Annotated in this window: 16 protein-coding genes; 3 read left to right on the top strand and 13 right to left on the bottom strand. The window is 67.2% G+C overall.

The window, feature by feature from the left end:
• Window positions 1–156 precede the first annotated feature (156 nt).
• The 13 genes from ACK42S_RS07325 to ACK42S_RS07265 form a co-directional block, all read right to left on the bottom strand.
• Window positions 157–336: a hypothetical protein gene (locus tag ACK42S_RS07325; protein WP_409705014.1), complete on the bottom strand. Its 180-nt coding sequence runs from the start codon at window positions 334–336 to the stop codon at window positions 157–159.
• A gap of 171 nt (window positions 337–507) precedes the next feature.
• A complete protein-coding gene (locus tag ACK42S_RS07320; protein ID WP_409705012.1) occupies window positions 508–2,169 on the bottom strand; it encodes a murein L,D-transpeptidase in 1,662 nt (553 codons plus the stop codon).
• A gap of 64 nt (window positions 2,170–2,233) precedes the next feature.
• Window positions 2,234–3,508 (bottom strand): NnrS family protein, encoded by a 1,275-nt coding sequence (locus tag ACK42S_RS07315; protein ID WP_409705010.1) that lies wholly within the window; start codon window positions 3,506–3,508, stop codon window positions 2,234–2,236.
• A gap of 9 nt (window positions 3,509–3,517) precedes the next feature.
• Entirely contained in the window at window positions 3,518–4,729 is a 1,212-nt protein-coding gene (locus tag ACK42S_RS07310; RefSeq protein ID WP_409705008.1) for an NAD(P)H-dependent flavin oxidoreductase, read from the bottom strand.
• A 77-nt stretch (window positions 4,730–4,806) separates the two neighbouring features.
• Window positions 4,807–5,250, bottom strand: a complete 444-nt coding sequence (locus ACK42S_RS07305; protein WP_409705006.1) for a universal stress protein — start codon at window positions 5,248–5,250, stop codon at window positions 4,807–4,809.
• An 89-nt stretch (window positions 5,251–5,339) separates the two neighbouring features.
• On the bottom strand, window positions 5,340–6,035 hold the full coding sequence (locus ACK42S_RS07300) for a carbonic anhydrase (protein ID WP_409705004.1): 696 nt from the start codon (window positions 6,033–6,035) through the stop codon (window positions 5,340–5,342).
• Between the two features lie 19 nt (window positions 6,036–6,054).
• The gene (locus tag ACK42S_RS07295; RefSeq protein ID WP_409705002.1) at window positions 6,055–6,864 is read right to left on the bottom strand and encodes a peptidylprolyl isomerase; all 810 of its coding nucleotides are present in this window, start codon (window positions 6,862–6,864) and stop codon (window positions 6,055–6,057) included.
• Window positions 6,865–6,877: 13 nt separating this feature from the next.
• Window positions 6,878–7,612 carry a respiratory nitrate reductase subunit gamma gene (narI, locus tag ACK42S_RS07290; RefSeq protein WP_409705000.1) on the bottom strand — a complete coding sequence of 245 codons (735 nt, stop codon included), beginning with the start codon at window positions 7,610–7,612 and terminating at the stop codon, window positions 6,878–6,880.
• The gene (gene narJ / locus ACK42S_RS07285; RefSeq protein WP_409704998.1) at window positions 7,609–8,289 is read right to left on the bottom strand and encodes a nitrate reductase molybdenum cofactor assembly chaperone; all 681 of its coding nucleotides are present in this window, start codon (window positions 8,287–8,289) and stop codon (window positions 7,609–7,611) included. The genes narI and narJ overlap by 4 nt, the downstream gene beginning before the upstream one ends.
• 16 nt (window positions 8,290–8,305) lie before the next feature.
• Window positions 8,306–9,829 carry a nitrate reductase subunit beta gene (gene narH, locus ACK42S_RS07280; RefSeq protein WP_409704996.1) on the bottom strand — a complete coding sequence of 508 codons (1,524 nt, stop codon included), beginning with the start codon at window positions 9,827–9,829 and terminating at the stop codon, window positions 8,306–8,308.
• A 19-nt stretch (window positions 9,830–9,848) separates the two neighbouring features.
• Window positions 9,849–13,631: a nitrate reductase subunit alpha gene (locus tag ACK42S_RS07275; protein ID WP_409704994.1), complete on the bottom strand. Its 3,783-nt coding sequence runs from the start codon at window positions 13,629–13,631 to the stop codon at window positions 9,849–9,851.
• 27 nt (window positions 13,632–13,658) lie between these two features.
• Window positions 13,659–15,041 carry a NarK family nitrate/nitrite MFS transporter gene (locus ACK42S_RS07270; RefSeq protein WP_409704992.1) on the bottom strand — a complete coding sequence of 461 codons (1,383 nt, stop codon included), beginning with the start codon at window positions 15,039–15,041 and terminating at the stop codon, window positions 13,659–13,661.
• A 31-nt stretch (window positions 15,042–15,072) separates the two neighbouring features.
• Window positions 15,073–16,362 (bottom strand): MFS transporter, encoded by a 1,290-nt coding sequence (locus ACK42S_RS07265; protein ID WP_409704990.1) that lies wholly within the window; start codon window positions 16,360–16,362, stop codon window positions 15,073–15,075.
• 377 nt (window positions 16,363–16,739) lie between these two features.
• On the opposite strand from ACK42S_RS07265, the gene ACK42S_RS07260 reads away from it, so the two are divergent.
• The 3 genes from ACK42S_RS07260 to ACK42S_RS07250 all read left to right on the top strand — a co-directional run.
• The gene (locus ACK42S_RS07260; RefSeq protein ID WP_409704988.1) at window positions 16,740–16,997 is read left to right on the top strand and encodes a DUF4212 domain-containing protein; all 258 of its coding nucleotides are present in this window, start codon (window positions 16,740–16,742) and stop codon (window positions 16,995–16,997) included.
• Between the two features lie 28 nt (window positions 16,998–17,025).
• On the top strand, window positions 17,026–18,864 hold the full coding sequence (locus ACK42S_RS07255) for a sodium:solute symporter family protein (protein ID WP_409704986.1): 1,839 nt from the start codon (window positions 17,026–17,028) through the stop codon (window positions 18,862–18,864).
• Window positions 18,865–18,953: 89 nt separating this feature from the next.
• Window positions 18,954–19,156 (top strand): hypothetical protein (locus tag ACK42S_RS07250; RefSeq protein ID WP_409704984.1); only part of this gene is annotated, 203 nt, incomplete at its 3' end.

The following is a 19,156-nucleotide window of genomic DNA, read 5'->3' as shown; positions in this document are numbered from 1 at the left end:
CCGCCACCGCATCGCGATCGGCGCGCACCGCCCCTGCGCAGCCGCTAAGCAGCACGGCGCACAGCCACAGCAGCCTCGGCAACAGCCACCCGCTTGCAGCTTTCACTTCCCGCTTCATCGGATCTTCATCCTCCAGCAGGGCCCTGTCGCCGGGCTTCACCAGGGCCTCGCGCACACGGTTTGGGCGGCCGGGGGCGCACCAGCCAGCACACTCAAGGCCTGGGCGATGTGGCCGCTGATGCGATGCATCCGAGCGTCGGCCCCCACGGTGTGCAGCTCAGCGCGGCTGTCCAGCCAGCCCGCCGCCAGCGCGGCCGCATCGAAAGGCTCGGTCATCACAGGCCTCCCTTGCTTGTCTTGTCCCTGAAAGCCGCGCGATGCTAGCAAGCCCCTCCCGGCGCGGGCCAGCAGGTTTTGGAAACAGGGTGTGACAAGCGCGGCACGCAGGGCAACAGTGGGGGCGCGGGAGCAGCGGCCTTCCTCGCCCCTCGAGTGGCCGGTCCCTTTTCAGTCCGAGCGGCGCCGCTGGAGTGCTCGTGCCAGCGGTGCATCGCGCTGGTACACATCGGCCGCAAATCGCACGGGGGCTCCCGGCGACTCGGCCCAGGCGGTGAAGTAGGCCAGGGCAACCGTCACCGGACGGTCGAGCATCACGTACTGCGAGGGGACGGCATCGTCGCGCATCGCCGCGGCCACCCGCTGCGCGTTCCAGCCCGGGTGTTCACGCAGGACCCAGGTGGCCAGGGCAGCCGGCTCCTGCACGCGCACGCAGCCATGGCTGAAGTCTCGCCGCTCGCGTAGGAAGAGGCTGCGCGCCGGGGTGTCGTGCAGATAAATGGCCTCGTCGTTGGGCATCATGAACTTCACGGCGCCCAAGGCATTGCCCGGACCCGGCTTCTGGCGCAGGCGCAGGCGGCCCTCACGCAGACCGGCCAGGGCCTCAGCACCGAACGGCAGCACGGGGGAATGGTCCGCCGGGCCGTCCACCACTTCTTTGTTCTGGCGGTGCAGGTAGCCCGGGTCGGCCTCGATGCGCGGTAGCTCCTCGTCGCGCAGGATGCCGGACGGCACGTTCCAGTAGGGACGGAAGACGAGGTAGCGCAGCTCCTCCATCATCGAGGGGGTGGCGTCCTTGCCACTGCGGCCCACGATCACACGCAACGCCAGGGCCGGCTCCGCGGTCGCGTCGGCATAGGCCCACAGCCGGAACATCGGCACATTGACCAGGATCAGAGGCTGGCCCGGCGGGGGAGGCATCCAGCGCAGCCGCTCCAAGCTCAGCTCGACCTGACGCACACGCTGCGACAGCGGTACGTTGAGCGCCGCCACGGTGGAAGGCCCGATCACCCCGTCGTCATTCAGTCCGTGGCGGGCCTGGAAGCGGCGCACCGCCGGTTCCCAGGCTGGGTCATAGCGGGTCGGGTCGGTGGGCGGGGGTGCATCGCCAGGCAGCTCACCCAGAAAGCGCAGCCGCTCGAAGACCCGCACCGCCTGTGCATGCGACTGCCCGGGGCGCAGACTGGGCCGGAAGACCGGCAACGGGGCTGGCGTTTCCCGGGCGGCCTGCGCCCGCAGGGCCGGCAAGGCGGCCCGCAGCGTTTCGTAGGCGGGCCAGGCGGGTCGCAGGGCCTGCACGGCGGGGGCCAGCCGTCCGGCCTCCAGGGCCTGGTGCAAGAGGGCGGCAAGGTCGGGCTCGACCCGGGCGGGTCGGCGCTTCCAGCCGTGCCGGCGCGGGTCGACACGGCCCAGGTGCAGCTCGCGCAGGAAGCGCAGCACGGCCAGGCTCAGGCGCTGGTCCAGCGCAGGCAGGGCTGACGGGGTGCCGTTGCCGGCAGCGGCTGCACGCCCGGATTGAACGGCCCGTGCGAGTTCATCGGCCTCGTAGTCGCCGGGATGCAACCCGTCGTCCTCGGCCGCGGCCAGCAGGGACAGGGCTTCGGCCAGCACCGGGCGAGCCCGGCCCTGCGCATCGAACCATCGCAGGCCGGCCGGGCCCAGGGCGTGGAAGCGCCGCAGGGTCTCGGCCTCGGCCGACGGAACCGGCATGACCCGGATCGACTCGGGGTGATCGAGCCACCGGGCCGGCGGCGGGGCCGCCGCCGCGGTGGGCGAGGGGGCGATGGACACGGCGGCCGCACAGGCCGCAAGGAACAGAGCGGGCAGACGCATGAGGTGCCAACGGTAACCCTGAAACCGGCGGTCACGGCATCCCCCGAATCGGCGAACCTCGTCGTCACCCGGGCCGGCCATCGGCACGCGGCCGACCGAACCAGCGCCCATACCGCCAGCTCCAGCCCAGGGCCACGGCCGCCCACAGCGCCGCCGAGGCCAGCACGAGCACGCCCGAGGCCGACCCCTGCCCCGCCCCCAGCAGGCGCAACACCACAGCGGCCTGCAGGCCCCAGAACAGCCCCCAGGCGAAGTCGTCGGCCACGAGCGTGCGCCCGCCGTGCCCACAGGACACGCGCGTGGCCATGGCCAGCAGGATGGACCCGAGAAAACCCAGCGTGAGCGCGTGCAGCGGGGCCAGACCCAGGGCATGCCCGCCCCACCACCACAAGGCCTGAGCCGCGGCCTGCAACAGCAGGGCCACGCCGAGCCAGACGAAGCCCAGGTGCAGCATGGCCAGCAGACGGATGCGCAGGCTTTGCACCAGGCCCCAGCGCACCGCCAGCCACAGGGCGGCGAGCCCGGCGACCCCGTTGATGCTAATCGCCAGCGCAGCCAGGGGGCCGGACTGTCGCGCCGCCCAGTCCAGTGGCGGCTGCGCCCCCAGCACCACCAGCCAGGTCCACAACAGCCACATCGGCCGCCAGGCATCGAGCGCCGGGAGCGCAGCGGCCGTGAAGAAGGGCACCATGCGATGCAGCACGGCGGCGTAGACAGGGGCGATAAACCACCACAGGCCCGCAGAGGCGGCAGCCAAGGTCCAGCCTGGTTCTTCGAGCACCAGGCCGACCACCGCGGCCCACAGGCCGATCGAGCCGACCAGGCAGGCGGTGCCCACCACACGCGCATGGGTGCGGTCCTCGACCGTGGACTTGCGCAGCAGTTGCAGGTAGCGCCGGGTGAATCCACTCCAGCCCCAGGCCACCGCCGACAGGCCGATGGCCGCCATTGGAGCCAGCCCATGCACCCCCATCAGGAAGACGGCCCAGCCGCTCAGGCAGGCCAGCGTGGGCGCCAGCAGGCTGCGCGCGGCCACCGGTGGCAGGCCCAGCCACTTCGGAGCGGCCGTGAAGAGGAAGCCCGTGATGAACAGCGGCATGAAACCCTGGCTCATCAGCAGGGCATGGGCCAGGCTGGGGGAGAGGGCCCAGGGCAGGGGCGGGACCAGGCCTTGGCGGCTGGCCAGCACGATCAGCCACCACAGGGCGCTGACCGAAAGCATCACCGCCCCGGCAAAAAAGCCCAGCCGGTGCGGCGCGGCCAGCAGCCAGGAGGCACGCCAGGCGGGCGGCGGCACCGCCGGCGCGGCAGGCCCTGGCCGGATAGGGATGGTGCGCATGCCCGTGCCTCAGGCCGCCGCCGCAGCCGGGGTGAGCAGCCGTTCGACCAGCTCACGCACGCTGCGGATCTGGTCACCGAAGGGCAAGGGGCCCACACCCCGGAAGAACAGGCCCTTCTTCACGTCGCCGCGCAAGGCGGCAGCGAGCTGGTGGTCGATGCAGAACTGGCCCCAGCCGGGCAGACCGTCGCGCAGCCCGCACTGGGCCAGGCAGTCGAAGGCCTTGGTGCAGCGGCTCTTCAGGTGCGCCACGGCCTGCAGCTTCTTCTCGATCTTGAGGTAGGCCTTGAGCCAGGGGGTGGCCACTGCGCGTGCGGGCAGACCGGCCACGCTGGTGAACTCGACCATGTCCTCCTCGCGGGCTTGCGCCAGCACGCGCTTGAACTCGGGGTGGGCGTCGCCCTCCTCGGTCACCGCAAACGGGGTGCCCAGTTGCACGGCGCTGGCCCCCAACGACTGCATGCGGACGATGTCGGCATGGCTGCGGATGCCACCGGCGGCGATCAGCGGGATCTCGCGTTCGATGCCGGCCTTGCGCAGGAATTCGCGCGTTTCGGGCAGCACCCGTTCGAAGTCGAAGCGTGGGTCGTTCAGGTCGGCGATCTTCGCGGCGCCCAGGTGACCGCCTGCCAGGCGGGGGTGTTCGATCACGATGGCGTCGGGCAGACGCTTCTTGCGCTCCCACTTCCTCACGATGAGCTGCACGCCGCGGCTGTCGGACAGGATGGGGATGAGCAAGGCGTCGGGATGGTCCTGGGCCAGGTCGGGCAGGTCCAGCGGCAATCCGGCCCCCACCACGATGGCGTCAATGCCGGCCTCCAATGCACGCTTCACGCTGGCGGCATATTCGCTGACCGCGCGCATCACGTTCATCGCCAGCAGGCCCCGACCGCCGCTGCGCCGACGGGCAGCGGCCACCTCGCGGTCGATGGCTTCGAGGTTGGCCGCATCGATGGCCTGCTTGGCGGCCTTGCCGACGCCCAGGCCGCGGGTGCGCTCCATGAGGTCGGGGTGGTGACGGCGCAGGTCCACGCTGCTGAGCGTGCCCACACCGCCGAGTGCGGCCACGCTGCCTGCCAGACGATGGGCCGACACCCCCACGCCCATGCCCCCCTGCACGATCGGCAGCAGGCGAGCGCCCTTGAGCACCAGCGCCGACAGGCCGCTGCGTTCGAGCAGGCCGGCCATGGCGGGTTCGACGGAAGACGAGACTTCGGACATGGACACACCTCGTGATGGAGGTGTGAAGGTAAGCGCACAACACCGGCAGGGCCTTGACCCTGCTCAATGGACGCTCGTCAATGCAGCACGAGCACGGGCAGTTTCGTGCGCGACATGAGGTTCTTCGTGTGCGAGCCCCACATCAGTTCACCAAAGACACCGCGGCCATGCGTGACCATCACGATGAGATCGCACTGGTGCCGGGCTGCGGCATCGACGATGGCGTCCTCGATGTTGTTGGCCTGCACACTCACGCGCTGGAAGGGCACCTGCGCCTGTGCCGCGAGACGCTCGAAGCGGCCGAGCACTTCGTCGGCATGCGCGCGCACCGCTTCGTCATGGGTCTTGGTGATGCGCCCATAGGCATAGCCTTCGCCGATGCTGGCCGGTGGTGGGGCGAAGGGCTCGACGATGAAGCCGGTGACGCGGGCCCCCAGGCGCCGGGCCAGGGCCAAGCCCGCATGCATGGCTTTGTTGCTGAGATCGCTGCCATCGACGGGCACGAGCAGATGATCGAACATGGGAGCCTCCGTCCGAGCCCGCCTCGGGCCCTCATGCACACTCTACGCCGCGCGTGTGCATCTCGGCTTGCTCCACGTCAAGCCTGGGGTCATCGGGACGGGTGCAGTCGGCTGTCGATCTCGTTGAAGCACACGTCCTGCTCGGCCGGCACGTACGGCCCGGTCCCGCTGTGCTCGGACCGTGAGGCCGGCACAAAGCCACCGGCCAGCACGTCGAAGACGTGCACCTCGCCGTCCTCGATCACGTAGTGCCAGCCGTGCAGTGTGATCGTCCCGGCTTCCACCCGGGAGCGCACCATCGGATAGTCCATCAGGCGTTCGAGCTGCAACACCACGGCGCGCTGCTCGGTCCGGCGCAGGGCCTCGGGACTGGGCTGCACCGGCAGGGCTGCCTCGCGGGCAAGGTCGAGCCAGCGGGCCAGGTTCGGGGCTTCGGGCGAGATTTCCTCGTACAAAGCCTTCATGGCGCCGCAATGGCTGTGGCCGCACACCACGATGCGCGTCACATGCAGGTTGAGCACGGCAAACTCGATGGCCGCGGTCGTGCCATGGTGGCCGTGGCTGCCGTCGTAAGGCGGCACCAGCGCACCCACGTTGCGCACGATGAAGAGCTCGCCCGGGCCCGTCCCGGTGAGCAGGTAGGGCACCAGACGGGAGTCCGAGCAGCCGATGAAAAGCGTGGTGGGGTGCTGCCCCTGGTCCACCAGGTCGCGAAACCGCGCCTGGTGTCGGGGGAAGTAGTCGTCGTGGAAACGACGCAGGCGCTCGATCAGCTCGTCGGGCATGGCCGCACTCCCCTGCGCCCTACTGCACCAGGGGCGTGTCGGCGGCGTCGAGCGCCACCCCATCGAGTTCGGCCTGCCCGGCCAGCAGGCGCAGATACTGGCGCAGCGCGGTCATCCAGGCCTGCTGCTGCAGCGCCAGGCGCACAGCACCGCGCACAGTCTCGAAGGGCTGGGCCTGGCCGGCGTGGCGCTCCAGCACCTCCACCACATGCAGGCCGAAGCGGGTGTGCACCAGGCGAGGCAGCACGCCCACGTCGGTGTGCCCGAAAATCTCACGGGCGAACTCGGGAGCGCAGTCGGCTGCGCGCAGCCAACCCTCCTCGTCACCGATCACGCCGCCGCGCGCACCGCTGGGGCAGTTCGACCAGTCCTGCGCTGCCCGGGCAAAGCGCCGGTCCCGATCGGCCTGGGTCTGGCCTTCGTCGTGGCAGCGCAGTTCCAGCAGCACGCTTTCGGCCTTCAGGCGCAGGGCCTTCACGTCCACGCCGGGCGTCACGGCGAACAGAATGTGGCGGGCGCGCACCCGCTCGCCTTCACTGTACTGGGCGGCGTGCGCCGCATGGTGGCGGCGCAGCGCCTCCTCGGACGGCTCGGGCAGCGCCAGCTCGCGTTCGAGCAGGGCCTCGATCGCGGCGCCGGCCGCCTCGCTGATCCCGCCGTCGGTGCCCGGTTGGTCAGCAGCGTCGAGCAGGCCGGCAGCCTGCGCGGCCTGGCGCAGCAGCTCGGTGCAGGCCCGTTGGCGCAGCACCTCGGGCGGCAGCGCCTGGCCAGGGGCGTGGAGCGGCCGGCCGTTGACGCGGGCCACCAGGCCCAGGGTGTCGATGGTCATGGCATTGTCTCCTTCAGGCCACGGGGCGGCGGGCCGGGGCATGGTGTTCGGCCGGCAGGTTCAGACGGCGTGAGCGCACCACCTGGTAAGGCCGCAGCAGGTAGGCGATGGCGCCGAAGCCGCTCCACACATGCACCAGGCGGGTGAACGGGAAGATCAGGAACATCGTCATGCCCAGGACCATGTGGGCGCGGAAGACCCAGGAGATGTCGGCCATCTGCTCGGCGGCCCCGGGCCGGAAGGTGACGATGCGCTGCGCCCACTCGGCCAACACCAGCATCACGCTGCCGTCCAGATGCTGGGCCGACAGCGGCACGGTGGCCAAGCCCAGCGCGAGCTGCACCCACAGCAGCCACAGCAGGACGATGTCGCTGGTCTTGGACGTGGCACGGATGCGCGGGTCCGACAGGCGGCGGTGCAGCAGCAGGCTCACCCCGATGAGCGCCAGCACGCCGGCGATGCCGCCGGCCGTCATCGCCAGCACCTGCTTGGTGCCCGAGCTCATGAAGGGCTCGTACAGGAAGTGCGGCGTGAGCATGCCCACGAAGTGGCCGAAGAAGAGGAAGAGCACCCCGGCGTGGAAGAGGTTGCTGCCCCAGCGCAACTGGCCGGTGCGCAGCAACTGCGAGGAATCGCTCTTCCAGGTGTACTGATCGCGATCGAAGCGCAGCAGGCTGCCGACGAAGAACACCCCGAGGCAGATGTAGGGGTAGAGGCCGAAAAAGAAGAAATCGACGGTGGCTTTCATGCGCGTGCTCCTTGGGAAGCTGCGGGCTTGCGGACGATGTGGATGGGCTGGGGTTGATCCGGCCGGTTCTGGCCCCTGGTGGCGCAGCCGTCGAAAGCCGGGGGCTCGGCCCAGGCGTCGTCCAGGCCCTCTTCGGGCGGCAGGGCCAAGTGCTGGACACGCTCGCCAGCCATTTCCAGCACCGCGGCAATCGCCGCCGCATAGGGGCTGTGCCGCTGCACGAGTGCGCTGTGCAGGGCGTTCAGGATGTGCGCCATCTCGCCGAGGAAATCGCGCGCCACAGCCGCCGGCTGCGTGGCGGCGAACTCCAGGGCCACGGGCAGGTAGTCGGGCAGTTCACCCGGGGCGAGGTAGAGGCCGGCCTGCTCGTAGGTCTGCAGCAGGTCCACCATCGCCGGGCCGCGGTCACGCGAGTCACCGTGCACGTGCTCGAAGAGATGCAGCGAGGTGGCGCGTCCGCGGTCGAAGGTGTCCACGTAGCGGGCCTCGACTTCGAAGGCTTCGCCGCGGCGCAATTGCCGGATCAGGGCCTGCAGGCCGGCACGGGCTTCGGCGCTGAGGGCGGACTCGGCCATCACCACCGCCTCGATCTCGTCGAGGGCGGCGCGCAGCGTGTCGTCCGGGTAGCCCAGCAGGCAGGCCACCGCGCGGCAGCTTTCGGAAGGAAAACGTTTCATCGTGGTGCTCCTGCGCTCAGACGGTGGCCTTGATGGGGATGGTGCGCTTCTTCTTGCTGCCAAAGAGGCTGGTCTCGGTGCTGCCATCGGAGCAGCCGTTGCCGAAGGAGAAGCCGCAGCTGCCGCGCACGTCGAAAGCGTTCTCGGCGTATTCGCGGTGTGTGGTAGGGATGACGAAGCGGTCCTCGTAGTTGGCAATCGCCATCACCTGGTACATGTCCTCCACCGTGGCCTGGTCGATGCCGACCTGCTGCAGCGCCGTCGTGTTGATGCGCCCTTCCACATGCTTCTCGCGCTGATAGGCGCGCATCGCCAGCATGCGCTCGAGCGCACGCACCACCGGCGCCGTCTCCCCGGCCGTGAGCATGTTGGCGAGGTAGCGCACGGGAATGCGCAACTGGTTGACGTCGGGGATCTCGCCGTTGATGCCGATGTCGCCGGCGTTGGCCGCGGCGGTGATGGGCGACAGCGGCGGCACGTACCACACCATCGGCAGGGTGCGGTACTCGGGGTGCAGCGGCAGCGCCACCTTCCAGTCCACCGCCATCTTGTAGACGGGGCTGTTGCGTGCCGCCTCCAGCCAGGCCTCGGGGATGCCGTCGGCGCGGGCCTGTTCGATTACCTTGGGGTCGTTGGGGTCGAGGAAGATGTCGAGCTGGGCCTGGTAGAGCTCGCGGTCGTGCTCGACGCTGGCCGCCTGCTCGATGCGATCAGCGTCGTAGAGCAGCACGCCCAGGTAGCGGATGCGGCCCACGCAGGTTTCGGAACACACCGTGGGCTGGCCGGCCTCGATGCGGGGGTAGCAGAAGATGCACTTCTCGGCCTTGCCGGTCTGCCAGTTGTAGTAGATCTTCTTGTAGGGACAGCCCGAGACGCACATGCGCCAGCCGCGGCACTTGTCCTGGTCGATCAGGACGATGCCGTCCTCCTCGCGCTTGTAGATCGAGCCCGAGGGGCAGGAGGCCACGCACGCCGGGTTGAGGCAATGCTCGCACAGGCGCGGCAGGTACATCATGAAGGTGTTCTCGAACTGGCCGTAGATGTCCTTCTGCACCTCCTCGAAGTTCTTGTCCTTCGAGCGCTTGGCAAATTCGCCGCCCAGGATCTCCTCCCAGTTCGGCCCCCACTCGATTTTCTCCATGCGCTGCCCCGTGATGAGGCTGCGCGGGCGCGCCACCGGCGCGGCCTTGGACTCCGGCGCCGACTGCAGGTGGTCGTAGTCGAAGGTGAAGGGCTCGTAGTAGTCGTCGATCTCGGGCAGGTTGGGGTTGGCGAAGAGGCGCATCAGCAGCTTCCACTTGCCCCCCTGGCGTGGCTCAATGTTGCCGTCGGCCTTGCGGACCCAGCCTCCGTGCCACTTGTCCTGGTTCTCCCATTCCTTCGGATAGCCGATGCCGGGTTTGGTCTCGACGTTGTTGAACCAGGCGTACTCCATGCCTGGTCGATTCGTCCAGACGTTTTTGCAGGTGACGGAGCAGGTGTGGCAGCCGATGCACTTGTCCAGGTTGAGGACCATGCCGATCTGTGCGCGGACTTTCATCGCAGGTATCTCCTTTTTGTCAGGCGGCGGTCGCCGGGGTCCCGTCGTCGAGCCAGTCGATGCGCTTCATCTTGCGCACCACGACGAACTCGTCTCGGTTGGTCCCGATGGTCCCGTAGTAGTTGAAGCCGTAGCTCAACTGCGCATAGCCGCCGATCATGTGCGTGGGCTTGGTGACGATGCGGGTCACCGAGTTGTGGATGCCGCCACGCTGCCCGGTGATCTCGCTGCCCGGGGTGTTGATGGTCTTTTCCTGCGCGTGGTACATCATCACCATGCCGGGGTTGACGCGCTGGCTCACCACCGCGCGCGCTGCGATCGCGCCATTGGCGTTGAAGAGCTCGACCCAGTCGTTGTCCACGATGCCGGCGCGCTTCGCGTCGTCCTCGCTCAGCCAGATCACCGGACCGCCGCGGTTGAGCGTGAGCATCACGAGGTTGTCGCTGTAGGTGGAGTGGATGCCCCACTTCTGGTGCGGCGTGATGAAGTTGAGCGTGATCTCCGGGTTGCCGTTGGGCTTGCGGTTCATCACCTCGTCCACCGTCTTCAGGTCCACCGGTGGGCGGTAGCTGGTGAATCCTTCGCCGAAGGCGATCATCCACGGGTGGTCTTGGTAGAACTGCTGGCGGCCGGTGAGCGTGCGCCAGGGGATCAGCTCGTGCACGTTGGTGTAGCCGGCGTTGTAGCTGACGCTCTCGCTTTCCAGGCCCGACCAGGTGGGCGAGCTGATGATCTTGCGCGGCTGGGCCTGGATGTCGCGGAAGCGGATCTTCTCGTCCTCTCGGTGCAGGGCCAGGTGGGCGTGTTCCCGGCCGGTGATCTTTGAGAGCGCCTCCCAGGCTTTCACCGCCACATGGCCGTTGGTCTCGGGCGCGAGCATCATCACCACCTCGGCGGCATCGATGTCGGTCTCGATCTTCGGCATGCCCTTCGTCACGCCCTCTTCGTGCACCTTGCCGTTCAGTTCGGCCAGTTGTCGCACCTCCTCGGCCGTGTTCCAGGTGATGCCCTTGCCGCCGTTACCCACCTTCTCCATCAGCGGCCCCAGGGCCGTGAATCGCTTGTAGGTGTTGGGGTAGTCACGCTCGACGACCGTGATCTGCGGCGCGGTCTTGCCTGGGATCAGCTCACACTGGCCCTTCTTCCATTCCTGCACATCGAAGGGCTGGGCCAGTTCGGCCGGGGTGTCGTGCATCAGCGGCGTGAGCACCACTTCCTTCTCAACCCCCAGATGGCCCACGCAGACCTCGCTGAACTTCTTCGCAAAGCCCTTGTAGATCTCCCAGTCGGAGCGGGCCTGCCAGGCCGGGTCCACCGCGGTGGACAGCGGGTGGATGAAGGGGTGCATGTCGCTGGTGTTGAGGTCGTTCTTCTCGTACCAGGTGGCCGTGGGCAGCACGATGTCGGAGTACAGGCAGGTCGTGCTCATGCGGAAGTCGAGCGTGACCAGCAGGTCGAGCTTGCCCTCCGGGGCCTGGGCGTGCCAGGCGACCTCCTTCGGTTTCGCATCGTCAGGGCCCAGGTCCTTGCCCTGCACGCCGTGGGCGGTGCCCAGCAGGTGCTTGAGGAAGTACTCGTGCCCCTTGCCGGACGAGCCCAGCAGGTTGGAGCGCCACACGAAAAGGTTGCGCGGCCAGTTGTTTGGATGGTCCGGATCCTCGCAGCTCATCTTGAGCGCACCGCTCTTGAGCGAGCTCACGACGTAGTCCTTGATGTCCTGGCCGGCGGACTGGGCGTCGCGCACCACCTGCAGCGGGTTGGTCTGCAGCTGCGGCGCACTGGGCAGCCAGCCCATGCGCTCGGCGCGCACGTTGTAGTCGATCAGGCTGCCCTGGAACTGGGTCTTGTCGGCCAGCGGCGAGAGCACCTCTTCGACGCCCAACTTCTCGTAGCGCCACTGGTCGGTGTGGGCATAGAAGAAGCTGGTGGAGTTCTGCTGGCGCGGAGGGCGGATCCAGTCCAGCGCAAAGGCCAGCGCCGTCCAGCCGGTCTGCGGGCGCAGCTTCTCCTGGCCCACGTAGTGCGCCCAGCCGCCCCCGCTCTGGCCCACGCAACCGCACAGCATCAGCATGTTGATGATGCCGCGGTAGTTCATGTCGCTGTGGTACCAGTGGTTCATCGCCGCGCCGATGATCACCATGGACTTGCCATGCGTCTTGTCGGCGTTGTCGGCGAACTGGCGCGCCACCGCAATCACCTGCTCGCGCTTGACGCCGGTGATCTTCTCCTGCCACGCCGGGGTGTAGGGCACGTTGTCGTCGTAGGAGAGTGCTGCGTTCTCGCCGGGCAAGCCGCGCGAGACACCGTAGTTCGCAACCAGCAGGTCGAAGACCGTGGCCACCAGCGCCTCGCGCGGCTCGCCGGCCTTGCCCAGCGCAATGCGCACCGCCGGCACCTTGCGACGTATCACGTCGCCGGTGGACTTGTTCGCGTTGAAGTGCGGAGTGTCGATTCCCCCGAAGTAAGGGAAGGCGACATCCACCACCTCATGGGCCTGCGCGCCCTCTTCCAGCACCGACAGCTTGAGCTTCACGTCGTGGCCGTGGCGGGCTTCCTTGTTCTCGAGGTTCCAGCGCCCGGCGTCGGGCCGGCCGTCCGGGCCCCAGCGGAAGCCGATGGAGCCGTTGGGCAGCACCACCTTGCCCATCTCGTCGAAGGCCACAGTCTTCCACTCGGGGTGGTTGGCCTGGCCGAGCTTGCCGTTGAAGTCGCTGGCGCGCACATAGCGGTCGGGCACCAGCGTGGTGCTGCCGTCGGGCAGGGTGTGCTCCTTGAGCCGCACCAGCAACGGCAGGTCGGTGTAGCGGCGCGCGTAGTCGTCGAAGTAGCTCGATCGCTTGTCGAAGTAGAACTCCTTCAGGATCACATGCCCCATGGCCATCGCCAGCGCAGCGTCGGTGCCCTGCTTGGGGTGCATCCACAGGTCGGCCAGCTTGGAGACCTCGGCGTAGTCGGGCGTGATGGCCACGACCTTGGCGCCCTTGTAGCGCACCTCGGTGAAGAAGTGCGCATCGGGCGTGCGCGTCTGGGGCACGTTGGAGCCCCAGGCGATCAGGAAGGTGGAGTTGTACCAGTCGGCGCTCTCGGGCACGTCGGTCTGCTCGCCCCAGGTTTGCGGGCTGGACGGAGGCAGGTCGCAATACCAGTCATAAAAGCTCATGCACACGCCACCGATCAGCGACAGGTAGCGGCTGCCGGCCGCGTAGGAGATCATCGACATGGCCGGGATGGGCGAGAAGCCGATCACGCGGTCCGGGCCGTACTTTTTGATCGTGTAGACGTTGGCCGCTGCGATGATCTCGTTGACCTCATCCCAGGTCGCGCGCACGAAGCCGCCCAGGCCGCGCTGCTGCTGGTAGTCGCGGCGCTGGCTGTCGTTCTCCACGACGCTGGCCCAGGCGTCCACCGGCGTGCGGGCCACGGCCTTGGCCGCGCGCCAGTGCTTGAGCAGGCGGCCACGCACCATCGGATACTTCACGCGGTTGGCGCTGTAGAGGTACCAGGAATAGGAGGCGCCGCGCGCGCAGCCGCGCGGCTCATGGTTGGGCAGGTCGGGCCGGGTGCGAGGGTAGTCGGTCTGCTGGGTTTCCCAGGTGACGATGCCGCCCTTCACGTAGATCTTCCACGAGCACGAGCCCGTGCAGTTGGTGCCGTGGGTGGAGCGCACGATCTTGTCGTGGGCCCAGCGGGCGCGATAGGCGTCTTCCCAGGTGCGGTCTTCACCGGTGGTCACGCCATGGCCGTCGGCAAAGTGTTCCTTAGGCTGGTTGAAGTAGGTCAGTCGGTCCAGAAAGTGGCTCATCGGAGGCTCCTTGTTCTGTTCGCTGGATCAGCAGGGCATGGGCGCGTTCTTGCGGCTGTAGTACCACCAAGTGATGGCCACGCAGGTGACGTAGAAGACGATGAAGACGTACAGCGCGGCCTCGGGCCCGCCCGTCAGGGCGATGGACGTGCCGTAACCCTTGGGAATGAAGAAGCCGCCATAGGCCCCCACGGCCGAGCTGAAGCCCAGCACCGCAGCGGCCTCCTTGTTGGCGTCACGCTGGGCCTGCTCCTGGGCCGCCGCGCCTGAACCGGCCGCACGCTGGCGCTCGGTCAGGAAGATGATGGGGATCATCCGGAAGGTCGAGCCGTTGCCCACGCCGGCCGCAGCAAACAGCACGAGGAAGGAGATCAGGAAAGCGTTGAAGTTACCGGCGCGCCCATCGGCTGGCAGGAACTGCAGCACCGCGGCCACGCCCAAGCCCATCACGATGAAGGTCCAGAACGTCACGCGGGCGCCACCCAGTTTGTCGGACAGCCAGCCGCCCACCGGGCGGATCAGCGCGCCCACCAGCGGGCCCAGCCAGGCGTACGACAAGGCGTTGACCTCTGGAAACTGGCTCTTGATGAGCAGAGGAAAGCCGGCCGAGTACCCAATGAAGCTGCCAAAGGTACCGATGTAGAGCCAGCACATCAACCAATTGTGTTTGCGTTTGAAGATGATGGCCTGGTCGGCGAAAGAGGCTTGGGCTTCTTTGAGATCGTTCATCCCAAACCAGGCGGCCACCGTGGCAGCCACGATGAACGGCACCCAGATGAATCCTGCGTTTTGCAGCCACATCGGCACCTGCTGCCCGTTGCGGGTGACCATCGCCGGCTCGCCGCCCAGGACACCGAACACGCCCGTGGTGATCACCAAAGGCACGACGAACTGCACCAATGAGACGCCCAGATTGCCCAGGCCAGCGTTCATGCCCAACGCATAGCCCTTTTTCGATTTGGGATAGAAGAAACTGATGTTGCTCATGCTGGAGGCGAAGTTGCCGCCGCCCAGGCCGCACAACAAGGCCAGCAGCACGAAGACCTCATAAGGCGTGGCCAAGTTCTGCACCGCCAAGCCGATACCCAGCGCGGGTAGCAGCAAGCTGGCAGTGGAGATCGCAGTCCAGCGTCGCCCGCCGAAAATCGGCACGGCAAAGGAGTAGAAGATGCGCAGCGTCGCGCCGCACAGCGCGGGCAGCGCCGCCAACCAGAAGAGCTGGTTGGTGTTGAACTTGAAGCCCACGGCGGGCAGGTTGACCACCACCACCGACCACACCATCCACACGGCAAAGGCCAGGGTCAGCGCCGGAATCGAGATCCACAGGTTGCGGCGCGCGATGGACGCGCCTTGCTGGTTCCAGAACGTCTGGTCTTCAGGGTTCCAGCGTTCAATCACATGAGAAGCCACGTCAGCCTCCGTTGGGGGGTTCTGTTGAAGATCAGCTCTGGGGGGCCAGGCCGCCAGTGTTGGCGCCGAGCACTTCGCGGCGGCGCACCTCGGTGAAGTACATCCAGATCAGCGACACCCACACCACGCCGTAGAGCAGCATGAAGGCGCTGGAGCGGATGCCGGTGAGGTCGAGCAAGGCGCCGAACATGATGGGCAGGATGAAGCCGCCCAGGCCGCCGGCCAGGCCCACGATGCCGGAGATGGCGCCGATGTTGTTCGGGTAGTCGTCGCTGATGTACTTGAAGACGCTGGCCTTGCCGAAGGCCCATGCGATGCCCAGGATGAACATCAGCGCGGTGAAGACATACACATTCAGGCCGATCGTGAAGCTGCGCGCGCCGTCCACGGTGAGCACCGTGAACTCGGTCTGCGGATAGCTCAGCAGGAACAGGCAGATCCAGCTCACCCACATCACCCACCAGGTGACGCTGTGAGCGCCGTACTTGTCGCTCAGCCAACCGCCGATGGCCCGCAGCACCCCGCCGGGCAGCGAGAAGCAGGCCGCCAGCAAGGCAGCCACGCGGATGTCCAGGCCGTACTCCCCCACGTAGTACTGCACCATCCACAGGCTCAGCGCCACATAGCCGCCGAACACGATGCTGTAGTACTGGCAGTACTTGAGCACCCGCAGGTCCTTCAGCGCCTTGAGCTGGTCGGTGAACCTGACGTGGCTGGGCACCAAGTGACTGGGGTCGCTGTGGCTGAACATCCAGAACAGCACCACGGTGCCGAGCATGATGGCCGCATACACCTGCGGCACCATCGTCCAGCCGAAGGCCACCAGGATCACCGGCGCGACGAACTTGTTCACAGCCGCACCCGAGTTGCCCGCGCCATACACGCCCATTGCAAAGCCCTGGCGCTGCTTGGGAAACCAGCGCGCCACGTAAGGGGTGCCCACCGAGAACGAACCGCCGGCCAGGCCGACGAACAGGCCGATGACGAGGAAGTGCCAGAACTGTGTGGCATAGGCCATCAACCAGATGGCCGGCACGGTAGCGGCCATCAGCAGCGTCATCACGATGCGACCGCCATAGCGGTCGGTCCAGATGCCCAGCGGCACGCGCACCAGCGAGCCGGTGAGCACCGGTGTGGCCATCAGCAGGCCGAACTCGGTGGCGTTGAGGTTCAGGGCCTTCTTCAGCGGGATGCCGATGACGCCGAACATCATCCACACCATGAAGCACACCGTGAAGGCCAGGGTGCTGACGATCAGCACCGACCAGGCCTTTACCGGAATGGGGGGGACCGTTGCCGATCCTGCTTGGGGGGCCGCCATGGGGATCACTCCTTGCTCTTCTCCATGGCAGCCACTGTAGGAAGCGGGACCGGCCTTGCCCATCCTTCTGCAAGGCGTTGCCGGCCGTCCGGAAGAACGAGGGTCCGCAGGTGCCCATCGTTCTTCCGGACTATTGACGCCGGACTTCAACCCAGGCGGTTGAAATTGACATCTACCTGACATCCCACGGTGGACGTGCGATATGGCGACAGGCGCACGAGCAAACGCGTTGGGACTTACCCGCGGCATAAGGTGGCCGTAAGCCTTGCCCACCACATTGCAAGGCAACGGTGCAGGTCAGGATCTGCAGCGCGATTTGCAGGGCGGCCCCATCACCGCCCTGGACTCCCTTTTCACGTTTCGAGAGGAGACACTCGATGGAAGACAACAACGCAAAAGCCTACTGGTCAGCGACCCTGGGCTTGCTGACCAAGGTGCTGGTGATCTGGGCCTTGGTGTCCTATGGCGCCGGTATCCTGTTCGCCCCGGCACTCAATGCCATCCACCTGGGCGGCTATCCGCTGGGTTTCTGGTTCGCCCAGCAAGGGTCCATCTACATCTTCATCGCACTGATCTTCTGGTACGCGAAGAAGATGAAAGAGATCGACCGCAAGTTCGGCATGCAAGAAGACTGATCGGGGACGGACCATGGATCTTCAAACGATGACCTACCTGATCGTGGGGCTGAGCTTCGCGATCTACATCGGCATTGCCATTTGGGCACGTGCCGGCAGCACGAAAGACTTCTACGTGGCCGGCGGGGGCGTGCACCCCGTGACCAACGGCATGGCCACGGCCGCCGACTGGATGTCGGCCGCCTCCTTCATCTCGATGGCCGGCCTGATCTCCAACATGGGCTATGGCGGCGCGGTGTTCCTGATGGGCTGGACGGGTGGCTACGTGCTGCTGGCCTGCCTGCTGGCTCCGTACCTGCGCAAGTTCGGCAAGTTCACGGTGCCCGAGTTCATCGGGGACCGCTACTACTCGCAGTTCGCCCGCAACGTGGCCGTGATCTGCCTGCTGGTGGCCTCCATCACCTACATCATCGGCCAGATGACGGGCGTGGGCGTGACCTTCGCACGTTTCCTGGGGGTGACCAGCGACCAGGGCATCTACATCGGCATGGCCATCGTGTTCGCCTATGCAGTGTTCGGCGGCATGAAGGGCATCACCTACACCCAGGTGGCGCAGTACATCGTGCTGATCGTGGCCTACCTGGTGCCGGCGTTCTTCATCTCGCTGAACCTCACCGGCAACTTCCTGCCACAGCTGGGCCTGGGCGCGAACCTGGCCGGCACCGACGTGTCGCTGCTGGCCAAGCTCGACCAGGTGGTGACGGATCTCGGCTTCGGCCAGTACACGACCACCGCCGCCGGCAGCACGATCAACATGGTTTTCTACACGATCTCGCTGATGATCGGCACGGCCGGCCTGCCGCATGTGATCGTGCGCTTCTTCACCGTGCCCAAGGTGGCCGATGCCCGCTCGTCGGCCGGCTGGGCGCTGGTGTTCATCGCGCTGCTGTACACCACGGCTCCGGCCGTGGGGGCGATGGCCCGCCTGAATCTCTTCGGCACCACCAACACCGCCGTGGGCATCACCCAGAACGAGGTCGGTCAGATGGCGGTGAATGCCGATGCGGTCAAGGCCAACAGCGACCTGTTCGCCCCTGAGGCCAGCCTGGTCTACGAGCAGCGTCCCGACTGGATGAAGCGCTGGGAGAAGACCGGGCTGCTGAAATGGGAAGACAAGAACGGCGATGGCCGCATCCAGTTCTACAACAGCGCCACGAAGAACCCCGACGTGCTGGCCAAGGCCGAAGCCGCCGGCTGGAAGGGCAACGAGCTGACGGTGAACGCCGACATCATCGTGCTGGCCAACCCCGAGATCGCGCAACTGCCCAACTGGGTGATCGCGCTGGTGGCCGCCGGCGGCCTGGCCGCCGCCCTGTCGACGGCCGCGGGCTTGCTGCTGGCGATCTCCTCGGCGATCTCGCATGACCTGATCAAGGGCGCGATCAAGCCCGACATCAGCGAGAAGAGCGAGCTGCTGGCCGGCAAGATCGCGATGGCCGGCGCCATCTTCGTGGCCGGCTACCTGGGCCTGAACCCGCCGGGCTTTGCCGCCGGCACAGTGGCCCTGGCCTTCGGGATTGCGGCCTCGACGATCTTCCCGGCCCTGATGATGGGCATCTTCAGCAAGACGGTGACCGACAAGGGCGCAAGCGCCGGCATGATTGCGGGCCTGGCGGTGACGCTGTTCTACGTGTTCGCGCACAAGGGCATCTTCTTCATCCCGGGCACGGACTACCTCAACCTGATCGGCGGGGCCAACAGCTTCTTCACCATCACCCCCGAGGCTTTCGGCACGGTGGGCGCGATCGTGAACTTCGCGGTCGCCTTCCTGGTCAGCAAGGTCTCGGCGCCCGTGCCCTCGCACATCGCCGCGATGGTGGACGCCGTGCGCACGCCCAAGGGCGCCGGCGCCGCCACGGCCCACTGAGCAGCCCACACTGAGCGGCCCGCTGCGGCTGTGCGTCCAGGAGGGAGGCCCGCCAGGCGGCGGCCGCCGCTGTGAGCCGGGGCGAGTACGTGGTCATCTCGCCCGTCGAGCCCGTCTGGTTCTTCATCCGCACCTTGGGCGCGGAGACGGCGCTTCCCGCGATGCTCGAGCAGCCGGAGTTCTTCGACGATGTGCTGGTGGTGGCGACCGAGTTTGTGCTGGGAGTGCTGGTAGAAGTCGAGCAGCAGGACCTCCCCGTGGACGCGGTCTGGTTCTTCAGCGATCTCTGCTA

This window comes from Caldimonas sp., assembly GCF_046289365.1.
Classification (GTDB): Bacteria; Pseudomonadota; Gammaproteobacteria; order Burkholderiales; family Burkholderiaceae_C; genus Caldimonas.
This window is presented reverse-complemented; position numbering and strand designations above follow the sequence as displayed.

What these genes read in the sequence shown, in the direction of transcription:
- ACK42S_RS07255 (WP_409704986.1), top strand. Translation starts at nt 17,026, where the DNA reads ATGACCTACCTGATCGTGGGGCTGAGCTTCGCGATCTACATCGGCATT.
- ACK42S_RS07260 (WP_409704988.1), top strand. Translation starts at nt 16,740, where the DNA reads ATGGAAGACAACAACGCAAAAGCCTACTGGTCAGCGACCCTGGGCTTG.
- ACK42S_RS07265 (WP_409704990.1), bottom strand. Translation starts at nt 16,362, where the DNA reads ATGGCGGCCCCCCAAGCAGGATCGGCAACGGTCCCCCCCATTCCGGTA.
- narI (WP_409705000.1), bottom strand. Translation starts at nt 7,612, where the DNA reads ATGAAAGCCACCGTCGATTTCTTCTTTTTCGGCCTCTACCCCTACATC.
- ACK42S_RS07325 (WP_409705014.1), bottom strand. Translation starts at nt 336, where the DNA reads ATGACCGAGCCTTTCGATGCGGCCGCGCTGGCGGCGGGCTGGCTGGAC.
- narJ (WP_409704998.1), bottom strand. Translation starts at nt 8,289, where the DNA reads ATGAAACGTTTTCCTTCCGAAAGCTGCCGCGCGGTGGCCTGCCTGCTG.
- narH (WP_409704996.1), bottom strand. Translation starts at nt 9,829, where the DNA reads ATGAAAGTCCGCGCACAGATCGGCATGGTCCTCAACCTGGACAAGTGC.
- ACK42S_RS07320 (WP_409705012.1), bottom strand. Translation starts at nt 2,169, where the DNA reads ATGCGTCTGCCCGCTCTGTTCCTTGCGGCCTGTGCGGCCGCCGTGTCC.
- ACK42S_RS07315 (WP_409705010.1), bottom strand. Translation starts at nt 3,508, where the DNA reads ATGCGCACCATCCCTATCCGGCCAGGGCCTGCCGCGCCGGCGGTGCCG.
- ACK42S_RS07295 (WP_409705002.1), bottom strand. Translation starts at nt 6,864, where the DNA reads ATGACCATCGACACCCTGGGCCTGGTGGCCCGCGTCAACGGCCGGCCG.
- ACK42S_RS07300 (WP_409705004.1), bottom strand. Translation starts at nt 6,035, where the DNA reads ATGCCCGACGAGCTGATCGAGCGCCTGCGTCGTTTCCACGACGACTAC.
- ACK42S_RS07275 (WP_409704994.1), bottom strand. Translation starts at nt 13,631, where the DNA reads ATGAGCCACTTTCTGGACCGACTGACCTACTTCAACCAGCCTAAGGAA.
- ACK42S_RS07310 (WP_409705008.1), bottom strand. Translation starts at nt 4,729, where the DNA reads ATGTCCGAAGTCTCGTCTTCCGTCGAACCCGCCATGGCCGGCCTGCTC.
- ACK42S_RS07305 (WP_409705006.1), bottom strand. Translation starts at nt 5,250, where the DNA reads ATGTTCGATCATCTGCTCGTGCCCGTCGATGGCAGCGATCTCAGCAAC.